Source organism: Acinetobacter lwoffii (assembly GCF_022967985.1).
Taxonomy (GTDB): Bacteria; Pseudomonadota; Gammaproteobacteria; order Pseudomonadales; family Moraxellaceae; genus Acinetobacter.
The window spans coordinates 58,176-75,887 of record NZ_JALJVC010000004.1 but is presented as its reverse complement, the minus strand read 5'-3'; the positions used below and the strand labels follow the sequence as shown (position 1 = coordinate 75,887).

At 45.6% G+C, this 17,712-nt stretch carries 15 protein-coding genes; 5 read left to right on the top strand and 10 right to left on the bottom strand.

Going from position 1 to position 17,712, the window contains the following annotated elements; genetic code table 11:
• Positions 1–54 precede the first annotated feature (54 nt).
• On the top strand, positions 55–1,464 hold the full coding sequence (phrB, locus tag MWG72_RS04030; RefSeq protein WP_247143278.1) for a deoxyribodipyrimidine photo-lyase: 1,410 nt from the start codon (positions 55–57) through the stop codon (positions 1,462–1,464).
• Positions 1,465–1,524: 60 nt separating this feature from the next.
• Here the strand turns inward: phrB and MWG72_RS04025 are convergent, their stop codons facing one another.
• Positions 1,525–2,706: an acyl-CoA dehydrogenase family protein gene (locus MWG72_RS04025; RefSeq protein ID WP_247143277.1), complete on the bottom strand. Its 1,182-nt coding sequence runs from the start codon at positions 2,704–2,706 to the stop codon at positions 1,525–1,527.
• A 130-nt stretch (positions 2,707–2,836) separates the two neighbouring features.
• A complete protein-coding gene (gene acs, locus MWG72_RS04020; RefSeq protein WP_005250359.1) occupies positions 2,837–4,783 on the bottom strand; it encodes an acetate--CoA ligase in 1,947 nt (648 codons plus the stop codon).
• Positions 4,784–5,052: 269 nt separating this feature from the next.
• Between acs and MWG72_RS04015 the strand changes: the two genes are divergently transcribed.
• Both MWG72_RS04015 and MWG72_RS04010 read left to right on the top strand, forming a co-directional pair.
• On the top strand, positions 5,053–5,631 hold the full coding sequence (locus tag MWG72_RS04015) for a DUF805 domain-containing protein (RefSeq protein ID WP_005250357.1): 579 nt from the start codon (positions 5,053–5,055) through the stop codon (positions 5,629–5,631).
• Positions 5,632–5,737: 106 nt separating this feature from the next.
• Positions 5,738–6,718 (top strand): mechanosensitive ion channel family protein, encoded by a 981-nt coding sequence (locus MWG72_RS04010; protein ID WP_004281355.1) that lies wholly within the window; start codon positions 5,738–5,740, stop codon positions 6,716–6,718.
• On the opposite strand, the gene MWG72_RS04005 is transcribed toward MWG72_RS04010, so the two are convergent.
• From MWG72_RS04005 to prfB, 5 genes are all read right to left on the bottom strand, one after another.
• Positions 6,692–7,405 (bottom strand): 16S rRNA (uracil(1498)-N(3))-methyltransferase, encoded by a 714-nt coding sequence (locus MWG72_RS04005; RefSeq protein ID WP_005250352.1) that lies wholly within the window; start codon positions 7,403–7,405, stop codon positions 6,692–6,694. The genes MWG72_RS04010 and MWG72_RS04005 overlap by 27 nt on opposite strands.
• A 245-nt stretch (positions 7,406–7,650) precedes the next feature.
• A complete protein-coding gene (locus MWG72_RS04000; RefSeq protein ID WP_247143276.1) occupies positions 7,651–8,931 on the bottom strand; it encodes a 3-deoxy-D-manno-octulosonic acid transferase in 1,281 nt (426 codons plus the stop codon).
• Positions 8,932–9,013: 82 nt separating this feature from the next.
• Positions 9,014–10,099, bottom strand: a complete 1,086-nt coding sequence (locus tag MWG72_RS03995; RefSeq protein ID WP_005261558.1) for an alkene reductase — start codon at positions 10,097–10,099, stop codon at positions 9,014–9,016.
• A gap of 15 nt (positions 10,100–10,114) precedes the next feature.
• Positions 10,115–10,414 (bottom strand): ArsR/SmtB family transcription factor, encoded by a 300-nt coding sequence (locus MWG72_RS03990; RefSeq protein ID WP_004281346.1) that lies wholly within the window; start codon positions 10,412–10,414, stop codon positions 10,115–10,117.
• 147 nt (positions 10,415–10,561) lie between these two features.
• Positions 10,562–11,657, bottom strand: a protein-coding gene (gene prfB / locus MWG72_RS03985; protein ID WP_101627160.1) for a peptide chain release factor 2 whose coding sequence is annotated in 2 segments (ribosomal slippage) — positions 10,562–11,584 and positions 11,586–11,657 — 1,095 coding nt in all. Because the reading frame shifts where the segments join, the coding sequence is not laid out codon by codon here.
• A gap of 500 nt (positions 11,658–12,157) precedes the next feature.
• Between prfB and MWG72_RS03980 the strand changes: the two genes are divergently transcribed.
• Both MWG72_RS03980 and MWG72_RS03975 read left to right on the top strand, forming a co-directional pair.
• Positions 12,158–12,937, top strand: coding sequence for a putative porin (locus MWG72_RS03980; protein ID WP_004647252.1), 780 nt, complete (start codon positions 12,158–12,160; stop codon positions 12,935–12,937).
• Positions 12,938–13,112: 175 nt separating this feature from the next.
• Complete coding sequence (locus MWG72_RS03975) at positions 13,113–13,844, top strand: putative porin (protein WP_247143275.1); 732 nt, start codon at positions 13,113–13,115, stop codon at positions 13,842–13,844.
• 52 nt (positions 13,845–13,896) lie between these two features.
• Here the strand turns inward: MWG72_RS03975 and recJ are convergent, their stop codons facing one another.
• Genes recJ through glmM form a run of 3 tightly spaced genes read right to left on the bottom strand, consistent with a single transcriptional unit; the run spans position 13,897 to position 17,602 of the window.
• Positions 13,897–15,597, bottom strand: coding sequence for a single-stranded-DNA-specific exonuclease RecJ (gene recJ, locus MWG72_RS03970; RefSeq protein WP_247143274.1), 1,701 nt, complete (start codon positions 15,595–15,597; stop codon positions 13,897–13,899).
• Positions 15,598–15,599: 2 nt separating this feature from the next.
• On the bottom strand, positions 15,600–16,256 hold the full coding sequence (gene pdxH, locus MWG72_RS03965) for a pyridoxamine 5'-phosphate oxidase (RefSeq protein ID WP_044111354.1): 657 nt from the start codon (positions 16,254–16,256) through the stop codon (positions 15,600–15,602).
• A gap of 14 nt (positions 16,257–16,270) precedes the next feature.
• Positions 16,271–17,602: a phosphoglucosamine mutase gene (gene glmM, locus MWG72_RS03960; RefSeq protein WP_247143273.1), complete on the bottom strand. Its 1,332-nt coding sequence runs from the start codon at positions 17,600–17,602 to the stop codon at positions 16,271–16,273.
• Positions 17,603–17,712 lie beyond the last annotated feature (110 nt).

Here is a 17,712-nt window from a genome sequence, read left to right as displayed (position 1 = left end):
AAGACCATCAATTCCTTAAAATTCTGCACTAACGACTTTCCAAGAATTTGAACAATGCAACTGATCTGGTTTCGTCAAGACCTCCGCATTCATGATCATGCCGCGCTCTGGCATGCCACTCAACAAGAGCCTTGTGTTGCCCTACTGGTTCTCTCTCCCGAACAATGGAAGCTGCATCAGGATGCCCGGATTAAAATCGATTTTTATCTGCGCCGCCTCGATGTTTTAAAGCAGCAGTTAGCGCAGCTGAATATTCCATTAATCATTTTAAATGTTCCCTTATGGCAAGACCTGCCGGCCGAAATGCTAAGCCTGTGCCAAAAACTGCAGATTGATACGCTACATGCCAATATTGAAGTGGGTGTGAATGAACTACAACGTGATGCACAGGTACAGCAGATGCTGGAACAGCAGCAGATCCGGGTCGAGCTGTATCATGATCGCAGCCTGTTTCCACTGACCAGTATCCGCAACCAGTCCAATCAACCCTATCAGGTCTATAGCGCATTCAAGAAAAAGTGCTATGAGCGACTGATTCAGGATATACCGGGCTGCTATCCTGCCATTCAGCCTCAAGATCCGCTTGAATTACCAGCTCAACTGACCAGCTTTGATCTGGGAAAATTTGCAGTTGATTATAAGGTCGATCATGTTGCCCAGTTCTGGCCTGCGCAGGATCAAGCTGCCTTAGAGCTGCTCGATGATTTTATCGAGGAGAAAATGGCTCACTATAAAACCGAGCGTGATTTACCTGCAGTCGATGGTACCAGCCGCCTGTCACCATATCTGAATATCGGTATTCTCTCGATCCGTCAATGTATGCAGATCCTGTTTAAGGACGGTTATTTCCAGATTGATGATATCGGTCAGCAGACCTGGCTGGATGAACTGCTCTGGCGCGAGTTTTATCTGCATACCCTGTTTGATTTTCCCCGTGTATCCAGACATCGGCCTTTTAAGGAAAATACCGATAATATCCAGTGGCGTAATGCACCTGAAGATCTGGCTGCCTGGCAACAAGGACACACCGGGATTCCGATTGTCGATGCCGGTATGCGGCAAATGCAGGCTACTGGCTGGATGCATAACCGGGTGCGCATGATTACTGCAATGTTCCTGTGTAAAAACCTGCTAATAGACTGGCGCTTGGGAGAAAGCTGGTTCATGCAGCAGCTGATTGATGGCGATTTGGCAGCGAACAATGGCGGCTGGCAATGGTGTGCTTCGACTGGCATGGATGCCGTACCCTATTTCCGGATTTTTAATCCGGTCAGCCAGTCACAGAAGTTTGATCCGAATGGGGATTATATTCGCCGCTGGGTGCCGGAACTGGGGCATCTGGATGCTAAATCTATTCATGAACCCTATGCCAAAAATCCGGATCTTGAACTGGATTATCCAAAACCGATCGTGGATTTAAAAGCCTCTCGTGTAAGAGCGATTGAAGCGTTTAAGCAAATTTAAAACCAAATTTTTCATCCCGAATAAAACAGCCTCCGATAAAGAGGCTGTTTTATTTTTAGATCAGGAATAAAAACTCGGATCAGGCATTTTTCCAGTCAGCACCCATTCCCCCACTTCCTGATATTTATAATCGATCGGATCATGCAAAGTCTGGGTGCGGACATTGCGCCAGAAACGGTCCAGATTGAGCTTGGCCGTGGTGGCCCGCGCACCCATCACCTGGAAAATATTCTGGGTAATATAAAGAGAGGTATTGGTTGCGGCAATTTTAGCTGTGGCAATGGCAACCGAGACTTCACCGCGCTGCTCAGCTGTTAAATTACTCCCCTCATCCCATGCTACTTGTAAAGTTTGAACCGCTTTAGCTGTTAGCAACCGTACGCCTTCTAGCTGTATATAGAACTCGGCAAAATGCTTCTGGGTAAAAGGATCATTCACTGCATCTTCTGCCAGTGATTTGGACCAGGCTTTTTGGGTCTGTACACCCTGTCTGGCGATTTCAAATGCCCCTTCTGCCACGCCCAAAAACAGATGCACGAAAATCAGCTGGGCAATCAAAGGCCGTAGACTGGAATATGGCGTACTCAGTGGGCCTGGATTTAACAGCAATTCATCTTCATGAATTTTGACCTGCTCAAAATGGCTGCCACCGCTGTCGGTCTGGCGTTGGCCCATATTGTTCCAGTCGCCCAGAAAGCTCACGCCCTCTCGCCAGGTAGGAATCACTCCTATCAGTAATTTTCCTGCTTCGTCATAACCTGAACACAGCAACATATCCGAATCAATCGAACCTGAGCAGAAGCTTTTATCACCATGGAAAATATATTCGTTTTCTGAAACTTTTGTAACTGTGGTGCGATGGTCCAGCGGATTTAGAGTATTACCCCAGAATAGATTATTTTGGGCAGTCTGTTCAAACCACGGGCCATATTGTTCCGATTGGGAAAATAATTGCACGGTCGCAATCAGCAAATGATGAAAGCCATAGACATGCGCCAATGAACTGTCGACTTGGGCAATGGTCTGAATGGTGCTAAAAATGGTCTGCCAGTCGGCACCCTGACCACCATAGTGCTTCGGAATAGACAGGCCAAGCAAGCTACTCTGGCGAATCAGGTCACGTTCGGCTTTGGGATTCTCCCCCTGTTTATCCCGTTCTGCTGCAGTCTGGGCGAAAGTTTCAGCCAGTTGCCGGGCAATCTCTAAGGGCAACTGATCGAGATATGATTGTCGTATATTCATTGTTTTTGGACCTATATTCAGCATGGAAACAGCTTAGCAGATCAGGGTACTGACCTATATCCGAAAGCATGCAGAGCTTATGACTGATATAAAAATACCGGCGGGATGCCGGTATTGGAAAAGCTTAAATTTAAGCGTTATTACGCTGTACCTCTGCAATCAGATGATCCACCACTTGCGGTTCAGCTAGGGTCGAAGTATCTCCGAGACTATCCAGCTCATCGGCTGCAATCTTTCTCAATATCCGGCGCATGATTTTGCCGGAACGGGTTTTCGGCAATGCCGGTGCCCAGTGCAAGGCATCGGGAGTCGCCACTGGCCCGAGAATCTTGCGTACCCAGCTGACCAGTTCTCCACGTAATTGATCTGAACTGGCAACATCAGCCTGTAAGGTCACAAAGGCACAAATTCCCTGACCTTTAATATCATGCGGCATACCGACTACAGCGGCCTCTGCTACCGATTCATGCGCCACCAGTGCACTTTCAATTTCTGCAGTACCTAAACGGTGTCCGGATACATTCAGGACATCATCGACACGACCGGTAATCCAGTAATAACCATCTTTATCGCGACGCGCCCCATCTCCGGTAAAATAAGTACCGGGATAGGTAGAGAAATAAGCTTCAATAAAACGCTCCGGGTCTCCCCAAATGGTACGCATCTGACCCGGCCAGGAATCCTTAATCACCAGATTTCCCTCAGCTTCACCCTCCAGTTCCTTGCCATCGGCATCGACAATAGCTGGTTGTACGCCGAAGAAAGGTCGTGTCGCAGAACCCGGTTTTAAATCAGTCGCACCCGGCAAGGGCGTAATCATAAAACCGCCAGTTTCGGTTTGCCACCAGGTATCGATGACGGGACAGCGGCTTTCACCGACCACGGTGTAGTACCAGTTCCAGGCTTCCGGATTAATTGGCTCACCGACCGATCCTAAAATTCTCAGGCTGCTACGGTCACTTTCCCGTACAAAAGCATCGCCCTCACGCATCATGGCGCGGATCGCGGTCGGTGCAGTATAGAGAATGGTCACGTTATGCTTATCAACAATATGTCCAGTACGCGCCCAGCTTGGATATTGCGGCACACCTTCAAACATCACGGTGGTGGTCCCATTCGAGAGTGGCCCATACAGTACATAGGAATGCCCGGTGATCCAGCCCACATCTGCGGTACACCAGAATACATCATCCTGCTTGATATCAAATGCTTCACGGAAGGTGCAATTCACATAGGTCAGATAACCGCCGGTGCTATGCATCACGCCCTTGGGCTTGCCGGTGGAACCTGAGGTATACAGGATAAACAGCGGATCTTCGGCATTCATCGGTTCGGGTGGACAGATGTCATTCACTGACATAATTTCCGTGTGATACCACAGATCACGTCCTTCCTGCATTTCAATTGGGTTACCGGTGCGGTGTACCACCATTACATTTTGAATCGAGTCTGTACCCGCCAGTTTCAGTGCTTCATCGACATTGGCTTTCAGTGGAATGGCCTTACCGCCGCGCATGCCGGAATCCGCAGTAATCACCATTTTCGCCTGACAGTCTTCAATCCGGCTGGCCAAAGAATCTGGCGAGAAACCACCAAATACCACGCAATGCACCGCCCCGATCCGGGCACAGGCCAACATAGCAATCGCAGCTTCAGAAACCATCGGCATATACAGCATGACCCGGTCGCCTTTCTGGATGCCATTTTTCTTCAGCACATTGGCAAAACGGCAGGTTTCATCATGCAGCTCGGCAAAGGAAATAATCTTGTGCCGCGAAGGATGATCCCCTTCCCAGATGATGGCCGGTTTATAAGGATGTTCTTTCAGGTGCCGATCCAGACAGTTGGCACTGACATTGAGCTGACCATCGGCAAACCATTCGATTTTAAAATCGTCTTTGTTAAAGCTGGTATTTTTGACTTGGGTAAAGGGCTTGATCCAGTCCAGACGTTGCGCCTGTTCTGCCCAAAATTTATCTGGCTGTTCTATAGAATATTGATAACGTTCAAAGTACTGGTCTTCGAGCGTACGTGCTGTTTTTTTAAATTCTTCGGGTACTGGATAGATCTCTTGCATAGGTCACTTCCTTGATTTTGTTCTATCTCATCACGAGAGGTTAATGCTGCGTTGTTGATTGTTTTTTATGCATAATGGCAGTATGGCCTGCTTATTTCAAATCCGGCAATCATGCTTTCGTCGTAGATTATTTATACAAATTCAATCAAAATAAACCACAACTTACAGTACAGAATCTTCTGCGCAAATGTGTATGATCTGTAGCACAGCCCTTAAAAATAAAATTGACCGCTTGTGGTTATTTCATCTGATTTAGCAGGATACGCTTTATGAAATCGCCTGAATCTCCCTACTTTAGCCCGCCTGCGCTGCCTGCATCGGATCATCCCCTTTCGATGAAAGGCCGCTTCGGACGCTTGAGCTTTATTGCCTGGTCGGCATTTCTGTATTTCATTTTTTTATTTGGCAGTATCGCACTGGGTCTCAGCATTGATATTGTGAATATTTCTACCCACTCCATGGATCCCAACTGGCTGATTTCACTGCAAGGTTTGGCCAGTATTGTTGTACTGGCCATGGTTCTGGTCTATGTGTATTTCGCTTTAGTGGTGACCGTTCGCCGTTTGCATGATATGAACCGCAGTGGCTGGTGGGCGCTATTATTTTTGCTGCCGCTAGTAAACATTTTTGTATGGCTTTATATCGTTTTTGGTTCGGGCGATCGAGGCACTAATCAGTATGGTCCGGCACGGATGACCTTGCTCTGGGAAAAAATTCTGGCCTGGCTGATGATTATCCTGACCCTGCTTAGCTTGTTGGGATCTATCGCTTTATTCAGTTATATGAGCGGTGAAGAACAAACCCCTACCCCCACGGAAATGATGCAAAAAACCACCAAATACTTTTAACAACAGCGCCGTTATTTTTAAAATTATCTACTGGTGACTTCGAGTCCTTATTAATTTTTTGCTGAACATCAGGCAAAATAGGCGAAATTTGAATTGTGGAATTTTTGTGGCAGAGCAAAACAATACCTTAAGCCAGGTAACTGAGGGCACCACGGAGTTGTTACATCAGGCAACTGAGAAAACGACCCAGACCGTGATTGAACATACCGCCAAGTATAATGATGCCTACAGCACCATTGACAAGATCATGGAAGGTTTCTGGGAACGTGTGCCTTATTTCTGTATCGCACTGATCGTAATTACGATTTTCTGGTTACTCTCCAAAGTCTTCAAGTTTTTCGTACGTAAAACTTTGGAAAACCGCTCTTATACCCGTCAGAATCTGGTGTTGGTACTCAACCGTGTCGGCAGTACCTTTATTATTTTCTTTGGTATTCTGATTGGACTGGTGATTGCTGTTCCTGGCTTTACCCCAGGTCAGCTGATGAGTGCCCTCGGGATTGGTTCGGTCGCGATCGGTTTTGCCTTCAAGGATATTTTCCAGAACCTGCTCTCTGGCGTGTTGATTCTGCTCAGTGAACCGTTCAAGATTGGCGATGACATTATCGTGAATGGCATGGAAGGTACCGTTGAAGATATCCAGATTCGTGCGACCTTTTTACGCTCACCAGATGGCCGCCGTATCGTGATTCCAAATGCCACGGTCTACACCAGTGCGGTCACAGTCAATACCGCCTATACCCGTCGCCGCTGCGAATTCGTGGTGGGCATCGGCTATGAAGATGACATCCAGAAAGCCAAGGACCTGATCACCGCTATTTTAGATAAAGATCCAACCATCCTGAGCCAGCCAGGCTTTAGTGTCAACGTAACGGCGCTGGCTGACTTTTCTATTACCCTAAAAGCTTTCTGGTGGGTCGATACCACTGAAACCGGCACCGGAACTTCAATCAGTGCGGTGCAGGAACGGGTGATTCAGGCTTTTGCTGAGCATAATATTTCGATTCCTTATCCGGTACAGGAAGTCAAAGTCTATCGTGGCGAAGGCAATGAAGAAGCTTCAGCACGTGCTAAACAGTCGACCTAAAACATAAGGAATCACAGTTTCTGTACGAATAATACGGTTGCCCAGACTCACAGCCTGGCAGCCGTTTTTGATGAGTAAATCAACTTCATATGGAATAAATCCACCCTCCGGACCAATAACAATCGTACAGGGATGCTCAATCGCAAAAGGCATCGCTTGCTCTGCATAAGGATGTGCCACATAAGCCGGACCATCCGCACTAATCAAACCCGGCAAGATATCTTCAACAAAGGGTTTAAAGCGTTTATACAGCTCGATTTTCGGAGCAACCGTATCGCCTGCCTGTTCCAGTCCCAGCTCGATATAATGATTTAACTGCTGTAAAAATGGAGTTTGCCAATAGCTTTTATCGACACGATAGCTATGCAGTAAAATGATTTTTTCAACGCCCAAAGTGACACTATCCATAATCAGACGGCGCAGCACTTTCGGACGTGGCAAGGCGACGATTAAAGTCACTGGCAATTTTTCTGGAACCGCTTCTTCTTGCAGTGGTTTCAAGCGCGCTGCTTTTTCAGAGATTTCGACAATTTCCGTCAGGTAACGCTGACCTTCCCGAATTCCGACTTTTAAAGTATCTCCCACTTGAATTTGTAGATGCTGCTGCAGATGTTCCAGTTGCCTAGTTGAGCTAATCGACCAGAATTCAGCTTCGGTTTGACGTGGATCAAGCAGGACGATATTCATAATGATCAAGTTCAAAAAAATAAGAAGTGAAGAGTTAAAAGATGAAAAAAATAAGGTTTCTGACCAGACTATAATTACAATCAGCTATCACGATTGGTGGCAGGGATGCCGCCCGTATCACTGAGGGATAAGGACATCCCTTCAGTGATACAAAAGATTTTTGCTACTTTTCATCTCTGAAAAGTAGGTATCCCCTACGAATGAATATTTCGATCAAACATGATAAATGAGGGAATGACCAAAAATTATAAATACTGATCAATCACCTGAATATGCTTGGCAAGCGATCCCGTATTTAACTGCATAATTTGCTGCGCTGCCGCATTCAAGATTTCCGCCTTAACCTGATCTTGCAAAAGTTCCAGTAATACCTCTGCAGCCTGCTGGGCATCCTGCACCACTGCGACTGCGTCTGCCTGAACGAACTCATCCACGATAGTCTGAAAATTAAAATAGTTTTTGCCTAAAACAGTCGGCACATTCAGCGCAATCGGCTCCAAAATATTATGTCCACCACCTGGTTCATTTAAAGAACCACCCACATAACATGCCTGACTCAAAGCATACCAAAGCCACATTTCACCCATCGAATCGGCCAAATAAACCTGGGTATCTGCTTTAATATGTTGCCCTAGACTTCGACGCTGGATTTTCAATCCCAAAGACTGTGCAGCTTGGAACACCTCATCAAAACGTTCCGGATGGCGCGGTACCACAATACAGACCAAATATGGATCAGCTTCTAAAGCAGCTTTTAAAACACTCAGAATTTCTTTTTCTTCAGGAGCATGAGTACTAGCTAACGTGACGATCTTTCGCCCCCCTAACTGCCACTCCTGTTTCAATTGATCTGCCTGATGAATAAAGCGCTCGGGCGCAGTAATATCAAATTTGATATTGCCCAAAACTTGGGTTTTTTCAGCTGCGATTCCCAACTGGATATAACGTTGCTGGGTGGCTGTATCCTGTGCCAAAAGACCAGTTAAATTCTTGAGCATGCCACGGGACAAACCTTTAACCTTGGCATAGCCTTTGGCGGATTTTTCGGACAGACGCGCATTCAACAATACACTTGGCACATTAAACTGGGGTGCCTGATCCAGCAGATTCGGCCAAAGTTCAGTTTCCATCAGCAATAAAAGTTTCGGCTGATATTTTTGATAAAATTCACGAATTAAAGTTTTCTGGTCAGCAGGCAAATACACGGCTTGAAACAAATCGAGATAAGGCGCTTTTAAAAAAAGTGATTTAGCGCGTGCCTGACCGGTTTTGGTGGTATTGGTGACCAGCACCGGATGGCCAAGTTTTAAATAATGTTCAATTAACGGTTGGGCAGCATTGGTTTCACCCACCGACACCACATGAAACCAGATGGCATGCAGGTTTTTGGGTGGCTGAAACGGGCCGAAACGTTCTGTCAGTTCTTGTTGTAATTGTTCAGGATCGGTCGCACGTTTACGGATACGCGATTGATATAAGGGTTTAACCAGCGCCAAGGCTGCGTTATACCAAAATGGAGTGGCCACATTGCGCCCCTGTCCAAAGATTCAATGGGCAGAATATAGCAGAGCCACATCAACATGTTAATCAATGTGGCTCATTTTTAGATTATTCTACTGTAGTTAAAGCTTCTGCTTCAGCCAATGTCGGATAATCAATATAGCCTTCCGCGACATTGGTTCCGATCATATTTTCCAGCTTCAGTTCATTCAGCGGCGCATCTTCGAGCAGACGTTCGTATAGATCCGGATTGGCAATATACGCCTTACCAAAAGCCACCGCATCAGCCTTGCCTGAAGCCAGTAATTCAATGGCATCTTCACGACTTAGTTGCATATTGGCAATATAAGGCACTCCATTTGAGCGCTGTTTCATATATTCAGAAATACTGTCTTCTGCCAGATATTCACGGGTAAAGAAGAAGGCAATCTTGCGCTTACCCAGCTGCTCCATGGCATAGCCAAATGTTTCACGTGGATCATTGTCGCCCATGTCATGATCATCACAACGCGGCGCAAAATGCACCCCTACACGATCTGCGCCCCATACTTCAATCAGTGCATCAGTTGCTTCTAGCAGGAAACGTGTACGATTTTCCACTGAACCGCCGTATTCATCTTCACGCTGATTGGTTTTGCTTTGCAAGAACTGGTCAATCAGATAACCATTGGCAGCATGTAATTCAACACCATCAAAACCGGCTTCTTTAGCACGAATCGCGGCTTGCTTATATTGCTCGGTAATGGCATGAATTTCAGAAACTTCCAAAGGACGTGGCGTAACGTATGGACGTTTTGGACGTAACAAGCTGACATGACCCGCCTGTTGTACTGCACTTGCAGAGACTGGTGTTTCACCATTTAACAGATCCGGATGCGATACACGACCAACATGCCAAAGCTGGGCAACAATCAGACCGCCCTTCTCATGAACCGCTTGAGTAACCTTTTTCCAGCCTTCGACCTGAGCATCGGTAAACAATCCTGGAGTATTTAAATAGCCATTGGCTTCTTCAGAAATCACTGTGGCTTCAGAAATAATCAGGCCAGCACTTGCACGTTGCGCATAGTATTCAACCATCATTGGGGTTGGAACGCGATCAGCAGTTGCGCGGTTACGGGTCAGCGGCGCCATGATGACACGGTTTTTAAGCTCTAACGCACCGAGCGTTAAAGGAGAATTTAATTCAGCCATCGTTACTCCCACCTGTTAAAGGTGTTGTTGTAGGTGTTCGATAAATTGTTGAATCAAAGTTTCATTGCGGGAGAAATATGACCACTGTCCATGCTTGGTCGCAGTGATCAGGCCAGTCTGCTGTAACACCGACAGGTGATTGGACATGGTGGACTGGGAAACCTGGCCCAAACGTTCAATTTGACCTGCACAGACCCCACGTTGAAAGCCACCACACTCTTCCGCAGACAGATATTGCTCCGGAGATTTTAACCACTCCAGAATTTGTCGACGGGTCGGATTGGCTAAGGCTTTAAAAATTAGATCAAGGTCCATAGGCACATCACAATCAGTGGCGCAACGAAACTTTATTCAGCATCTGCGACCATTATATCGTATTTTTACGATTTATATATCGAATAATTTAGATATAAGAGTCACAATCTGTACAAGCTTGGTTACGCCAGCTATTTAAACAACTTCTTACAAGCCCTGTTTCAAGCTTGCTTCGATAAATTTGTCCAGATCACCGTCCAGAACTGCGCCAGTATTGGAATTTTCCACACCTGTACGCAAATCCTTAATACGTGAATCATCCAGGACATAAGAACGGATCTGACTACCCCACCCAATGTCAGACTTGGAATCTTCCAGTGCTTGTGCCGCTTCGTTACGTTTGCTCATCTCGAGCTCATAAAGTTTGGCACGTAACTGCTTCCAGGCGTGGTCACGGTTGGCATGTTGTGAACGCTGGTTCTGACAGGCCACCACAATTCCGGTCGGTGCATGGGTTAAACGCACGGCAGAATCTGTTTTGTTAATATGCTGACCACCCGCCCCTGATGCACGATAAGTATCGGTACGAACATCGGACGGATTGATTTCAATTTCGATATTGTCATCAACTTCCGGTGACACAAACACGGCAGAGAACGAGGTATGACGACGGTTGCCCGAGTCAAAGGGCGACTTACGCACTAAACGGTGTACACCAGATTCGGTACGTAACCAGCCATAGGCGTACTCACCTTCCACACGAATCGTCGCAGATTTAATCCCGGCAACATCCCCATCAGATTCTTCCATCACTTCTGCTTTAAAGCCATGACGTTCAATCCAGCGTAGATACATACGTAGCAACATAGACGCCCAGTCCTGTGCTTCTGTACCGCCTGAACCAGCTTGAATTTCCAGATAGCAAGGATTTGGATCCATCGGATTATTGAACATACGGCGGAATTCAAGCTTGGCCAGTTCTTCTTCAGCCGTGCTCAGTTCAGCCTGTACATCTTCTAGCAAGCTTTCATCATCCGCTTCAACCGCCAGATCAAGCAAAGCCTGTGCATCTTCAAGCTGGGTACTTAAGCGATCCAGCACATTTAATACATTTTCAAGCTCGCCTTTCTCTTTGGCCATCGCTTGGGCACGACTCTGGTCATTCCAGATGGTTGGATCTTCTAATTCACGCAGGACTTCTTCTAAACGCTCTTTTTTCAGATCGTAGTCAAAGATACCCCCGTAGTGTTTGACCACGTTCGTTTAAGTCTTTTAATTGGTTTAGATACGGATTAATTTCCACGTGAATTACTCTCAATCAAAATTAGGCACAAAATTCTTAGCCCGATATTATAGCACAGTCTATTTCCGCTATTTTAACGATCCATTCAGTCTAAGGCTCGAATGTCTTGAGCATTTAGACCTGTATTTCCCTCATCCAATTTTCAACATCTCATAGACTCTTTTGCGTCTTTTTATCCGAAATTTTTATCGGCTTTTTAGCCCCGTTTTATGACCGAAATATAATTTTGCAATTGATTTTATAATTTAGGATTTCTTATTGGTCTGTATAAAAAATCAGCGAATTCAATAGATTCCACAATATCTACACACTTTTAATAAAACACTACATTATAAATTTAATTTTATTATTCAGTCACTTGTTCAGCAAAAATTACACAAGATTACGCTATTCACATTACTGTAACTTTCCTTTGATTGACGATCTTTGGAATTGCTCTAGACTGAAAGTTGTAACAAAAAGTGTAATGTTTTTAACTCACGATTTGAGGGGTAGTAACCATGAAAAAATTAGCGATTGCTTCGGCACTACTTTCAGCAATAGCAATGACTGGTACAGCAGCACATGCTTACCAAGCAGAAATTGGTGCATCAGCAGGAGTGGTTGATCCTGACAACGGTGGAACTAGCGGTTCTTTCGGCGTTGATGGTACATATTACTTCAATCCAGTTCAAACACGTAATGCACCATTAGCAGAAGCAGCATTCCTTGATCGTGCTAGCAACGTGAGTGCGCAATATCAATATAATGAAATTGGTGATTCTGAAGCGCATCGTTATGGCGTAGGTGCAGAGTACTTCGTACCGAATTCTGACTTCTACTTAAGCGGTAACGTCAATGGCCATGATCTGCAAGACAATGATGATCTAGAAAATGATTTAACCACCTATGCAGCTGAAGTCGGTTATCTGCCAGCGCCAGGTCTATTGATTGCGGCTGGTGTGAAAGGTTGGGATAACGACAATGATGATGGCGTAGATCCAACACTTCGTGCTAAATATGTGACGACATTAAGCAATGGTAAAGATATCAACCTGGAAGCAGGTGCAGCGTTTGGTGATCTAGATGAATACAATCTGGCAGCAGATTATTTCATCGACAAAACCTTGAGTGTCGGTGCTGATTATCACAATAATGATATTACCGACAAGAGCGAATTTGGTATCAATGCACGTAAGTTCATTAACCAGCAAGTGAGCTTAGAAGGCCGTGTCGGCTTTGGCGAACAGTTTAACAATGACTACAATACCTTTGGTGTAGCAGCGAAGTACCGCTTCTAATCTAAAACCAAAAATTAGTCATTCATAGAAAACCCATCCTCGGATGGGTTTTTTTATTGCACTCTTAACAAGCATTTAGGTATTTTTGCACATTGACGGGGCGAATATAAACTGTACAATTTGTTACAACTGTTCATCAAACAGTCATATTTTTATAACAAAGAGAGAAATCTAAATGCTTAAGAAACTTGCTCTTGCTACAGCGCTTCTTGCTGGCCTGGGAACTGCACATGCTTACCAAGCTGAAGTTGGGGGTACTGTTGCTTACCACGATGTTGACATTGATGGTGCTGACAATGGTTATACACTTGCAGTTGATGGTGCTTACTACTTTGCTCCGGTACAAGTTAAAGGCTCTCCATTAAATGAAGCTGCATTTTTAAACCGTGCAAGTAATATTAATGCATCGCTTGCTTACACTGACTTTGATTTATATGATTTCACTAACTTAAATGTTGGTGTTGAATATTTTGTTCCTAACACTGATTTTTACTTAAATGGTCAAGTTGGTTATTTTGATGATGGCGAATTTGATGATACCACTTTCGCTGCAGAAGTAGGTTACTTACCTACACCTGGTCTTTTATTAGCAGTTGGTCTGGCAGATAATGGCGACGACACAGACGCAACTGTACGTGGTAAATACGTAACCAAAGTAGGCCAGTACGACATGAACTTTGAAGCTGGTGCACGCTTTGCTGATGAAACAGCTTTCATTCTTGGTACCGATCTTTACCTCGACCCTACCCTAAACGTGGGTCTTGGCTATATCGATAACGGCTATGATGAAGATACTTTTGAAATTCGTGCTAAGAAATTCTTGAGTCAACAAGTAAGCCTTGAAGGTAACATAGCATTTGCTGATGACATCAATACTTATGGCATTCGTGCAGCATACCGCTTCTAATCTCTCCGATTAAAAGCAAAAAAACCGCTCACTCGAGCGGTTTTTTTATGGCCTATTGTTCTAAATGGATAATCCGCATTTGCAAGCTGATATTGCCATTAAATACATTTTTATCCAGCTCATAGACCAATCGTGTATCTTTCATCGGGTCAAAGTCATATTTATCCGCTGCATTGAAAGCGATCGCATCCACGACCTGCCCATTCTCCAACGCCACACGTAACTTAAGATGCACATCTTTAAGCCAGCGATAGTCCATGATTTTGAACACACCATCAAAAATCGGTTGGGGGAATTTTTGCCCCCATGGACTTAAATTCTGCAATAAATTGACTGTTTCGATCTGAAAAGCAGAAGCTGGCAACTCTCCATCTGTCCATAAAGTCGCAGTGAATAAATCCTCATCCATCACACCAATCAGTGCTTCAAAGACCTGCTTAAACTCAGCGAAATTTTCTTTTTTCAGGGTTAAACCTGCTGCTGCTGCATGTCCGCCAAAATGACTGACTAAATGAGGATATTGCTCTGCCACCTGTTCAATCGCATCACGAATATGAATACCTTCAATCGAACGCGCCGAACCTTTGATATGAATCCCATCCTGATCCGCGGCAAAAACAATACTCGGACGATGGAACTGCTCTTTTAAACGCCCTGCTACAATCCCGATCACTCCCTGATGCCAATGCTGTTCAAACATGATCAACGCAGCAGGTAGTTCAGTGGCATCCCACTGGATTTTATCCAGCTCAAGCAAGGCTTCCTGCTTGATTTTACCTTCCACCTGACGGCGTTCGACATTGAGCTGATTCAGCTGTTCAGCCAGTGGATAAGCAGTTGTCAGATCAGGAGCCAGCAAACATTCGATCCCGATATCCATGGTTTCCATGCGTCCAGCCGCGTTAATCCGTGGGCCTAAAACAAAGCCCAAATCTTGAGCTTTCAGACCAGCAGGATCACGCTTTGCAATATCAAGTAGCGCACTGATTCCTGCTCGGCATAACCCTTGCTGGATCCGTTTCAACCCTGCATCGACCAGAATCCGGTTGTTATAGTCCAGACTCGCGACATCGGCATAAGTACCGAGTGCCACCAGATCAAGATAATTGGTAATTACCGTAGAGGATTTTCCAAGTTTCTTGCGATGAGTAGATAGATTGGCCAGTACATAAAAAGCCACCCCGACCCCGGCCAGTGCTTTGCTTGGAAAGTCGCAACCGAGCTGATTGGGATTGACCACGGCTTCGGCTTTTGGTGTCGGCTTGGTCGTCAGATGGTGATCAGTAATGATCACCTGCATGCCATGATCCTGCGCCTGTTTTACTCCGTCATGGCTGGAAATGCCATTGTCCACGGTAATCAGTAAATCAGGCGTGAAATTGACAAAGGCCAGATCTGCAATTGCGGGCGTCAATCCATACCCATATTTAAAACGGTCTGGTACCAGATATTCAACATTGGCGCCCATATCGCGCAGTGCCAGCACCATGAGTGCAGTACTGGTCGCGCCATCGGCATCATAATCGCCGACAATCACGATTTTCTGGCCATGATCAATCGCCTGATCCATCAATTGAATGGCTTCAGGCAAGCCTTTCATGGTCGGTGCCAGCAAATGCTTCAGCTTGAGCTCAAGTTCCTGCTCGGATTCCACCCCACGACGAGCCAGAATCTCGGCCACAAATGCAGGGACGCCCGGTAAATTTTCAGGGCGTGTCAGCAATGGACGTTGTTTTATTTCCAGTTTTTGCATGGTTATGGCATTAAGCGCTCTAAAGTCCAGCCGGCATCGGTTTTGCGATAACTTAAACGGTCATGCAAACGGTTCGGACGACCCTGCCAGAATTCATAATAATCGGGTTCGAGACGATAACCGCCCCAGAATACCGGCTTGTCCAGCTGTTGCTGATTGGCAACCTGGGTATGCAAATCCCAAAAACGTTGCTGCAATTCCTCACGACTAGCCACGATGCCACTTTGCGGGGTACTGATATGCGCGGCAATCTGGCTTTCGCGTGGACGTTTATGATAATAGTCGGTCGATTCTTCTTCCGATATTTTCTTTACACGACCCGAAATACGAATCTGACGTTCCTGATCCTGCCAGTAGAACAACAGTTCGGCATAAGGATTTTTAGCCAGATCTAAACCTTTTTGACTATCATAGTTGGTATAAAAATCATACCCTGCGTCAGTCGCTCCACGCAGCAATACCGTACGCACATGCGGACGGCCTTGTGCATTGGCTGTTGCCAACGACATGGCATAGGGCTCGTGCAATTTTGCTTCCATTGCATGGTTAAACCATTGCAAGAACTGCATATGCGGATTCGGATTGACTTGCTGTTCCTGTAACTCGCCTTTTTCATAATTCAGGCGTAGTTCACTTAGATCCTTGATCAGATCACTCATTATCTATGTTCCCGTTAAGCTGCATTGGCACGCACAGCATCTGCCAGGCTGTTTGCAAGTGTGGTAACTTCGACCAGATCATCACCTTCGACCATCACACGAATGACAGGTTCTGTGCCGGATTTACGAATCAATAAACGGCCACGACCTTTAAGCTGCTGTTCGGCTTTTTCAAATTCAGCTGCCAGTTCAGGCACTGAATAAGGGTCAAACATGGCATTTAAACGTACATTGACCAGGACATTTGGCAACAGTTTAAAGTCAGCCACAAGTTCATGCAGGGCTTTTTTCTGTTCAACCATCACGGTTAAAACCTGCAGGGCTGCAATAATGGCATCGCCTGTGGTGCTCTTGTCTAAAGTCAGAATATGACCAGAAGGCTCACCGCCAATTACCCAGCCATTTTCTTCCAGACCTTGTAATACATAACGGTCGCCGACTTTGGCACGTAATAACGGCACTTGAGCTTTTTCCAGCGCCAGTTCCAGCGCCATATTGCTCATTAAGGTACCGACGATACCTGCCGGTTTTTTCGAGCTTTGAGTCGCAAGAATATAAAGAATATGGTCGCCATCAATCAGATTACCGGCTTTATCTACGAGAACCACACGGTCAGCATCCCCATCAAAGGCAATACCCAAATCCGCTTGATGTTGAATCACGGCTTGTTGCAAGCTTTCCGGATGGGTTGAACCACAGCCCTCATTAATATTCAAACCGCTTGGCTCATTGTGAATGGCAATCACACGTGCGCCCAGTTCACGGAACACCGCAGGTCCCACGTTATAGGCTGCACCATTGGCACAATCCACCACAATGGTAAGTTCATTCAGATCCAGATGATACGGGAACGTCGATTTACAGAATTCAATATAGCGACCATTAGCATCTTTAACCCGGATACTTTTACCCAGATTCGCCGTGTCTTCAATCACAAAATCTTTTTCAAGCTCCTGATTAATTTCGTCTTGTAAAGCATCTGGCAGTTTTTTGCCTTCTGCAGAGAAGAACTTAATGCCGTTATCAAAATACGGGTTATGCGAAGCGGAAATGACAATACCCAAGCTGGCATGCAAGGCACGGGTCAAGTGAGCAATCGCCGGTGTCGGTAGTGGACCTAAAAGATGAACATAAACGCCGGCGGCATTTAAACCTGCCTGCAAGGCAGCTTCCAGGATATAGCCCGACAAACGGGTATCTTTACCCAGAACCACCAATGGTTTGGATTTTTTACTATGACGTTTTAAAACTTTACCAGCTGCAAATCCCAGTTTCAGGGCAAACTCAGGGGTAATCGGCAATTCGCCAAACTTTCCACGAATACCATCCGTACCAAAATAACTCATCTTTATCTCACTTCTTAGCGGATGATTGATATCACCCATTTTTTTCCTTGAGTCACACTTTACACCAAAATAAAAAAGCCGTCATTTGCATGACGGCTTTTTAAAATTTT

Excerpts from the sequence above, each read along its gene's own strand:
- phrB (WP_247143278.1), top strand. The coding sequence starts at position 55 with ATGCAACTGATCTGGTTTCGTCAAGACCTCCGCATTCATGATCATGCC.
- MWG72_RS04025 (WP_247143277.1), bottom strand. The coding sequence starts at position 2,706 with ATGAATATACGACAATCATATCTCGATCAGTTGCCCTTAGAGATTGCC.
- acs (WP_005250359.1), bottom strand. The coding sequence starts at position 4,783 with ATGCAAGAGATCTATCCAGTACCCGAAGAATTTAAAAAAACAGCACGT.
- MWG72_RS04015 (WP_005250357.1), top strand. The coding sequence starts at position 5,053 with ATGAAATCGCCTGAATCTCCCTACTTTAGCCCGCCTGCGCTGCCTGCA.
- MWG72_RS04005 (WP_005250352.1), bottom strand. The coding sequence starts at position 7,405 with ATGAATATCGTCCTGCTTGATCCACGTCAAACCGAAGCTGAATTCTGG.
- MWG72_RS03995 (WP_005261558.1), bottom strand. The coding sequence starts at position 10,099 with ATGGCTGAATTAAATTCTCCTTTAACGCTCGGTGCGTTAGAGCTTAAA.
- MWG72_RS03990 (WP_004281346.1), bottom strand. The coding sequence starts at position 10,414 with ATGGACCTTGATCTAATTTTTAAAGCCTTAGCCAATCCGACCCGTCGA.
- MWG72_RS03980 (WP_004647252.1), top strand. The coding sequence starts at position 12,158 with ATGAAAAAATTAGCGATTGCTTCGGCACTACTTTCAGCAATAGCAATG.
- MWG72_RS03975 (WP_247143275.1), top strand. The coding sequence starts at position 13,113 with ATGCTTAAGAAACTTGCTCTTGCTACAGCGCTTCTTGCTGGCCTGGGA.
- recJ (WP_247143274.1), bottom strand. The coding sequence starts at position 15,597 with ATGCAAAAACTGGAAATAAAACAACGTCCATTGCTGACACGCCCTGAA.
- pdxH (WP_044111354.1), bottom strand. The coding sequence starts at position 16,256 with ATGAGTGATCTGATCAAGGATCTAAGTGAACTACGCCTGAATTATGAA.
- glmM (WP_247143273.1), bottom strand. The coding sequence starts at position 17,602 with ATGAGTTATTTTGGTACGGATGGTATTCGTGGAAAGTTTGGCGAATTG.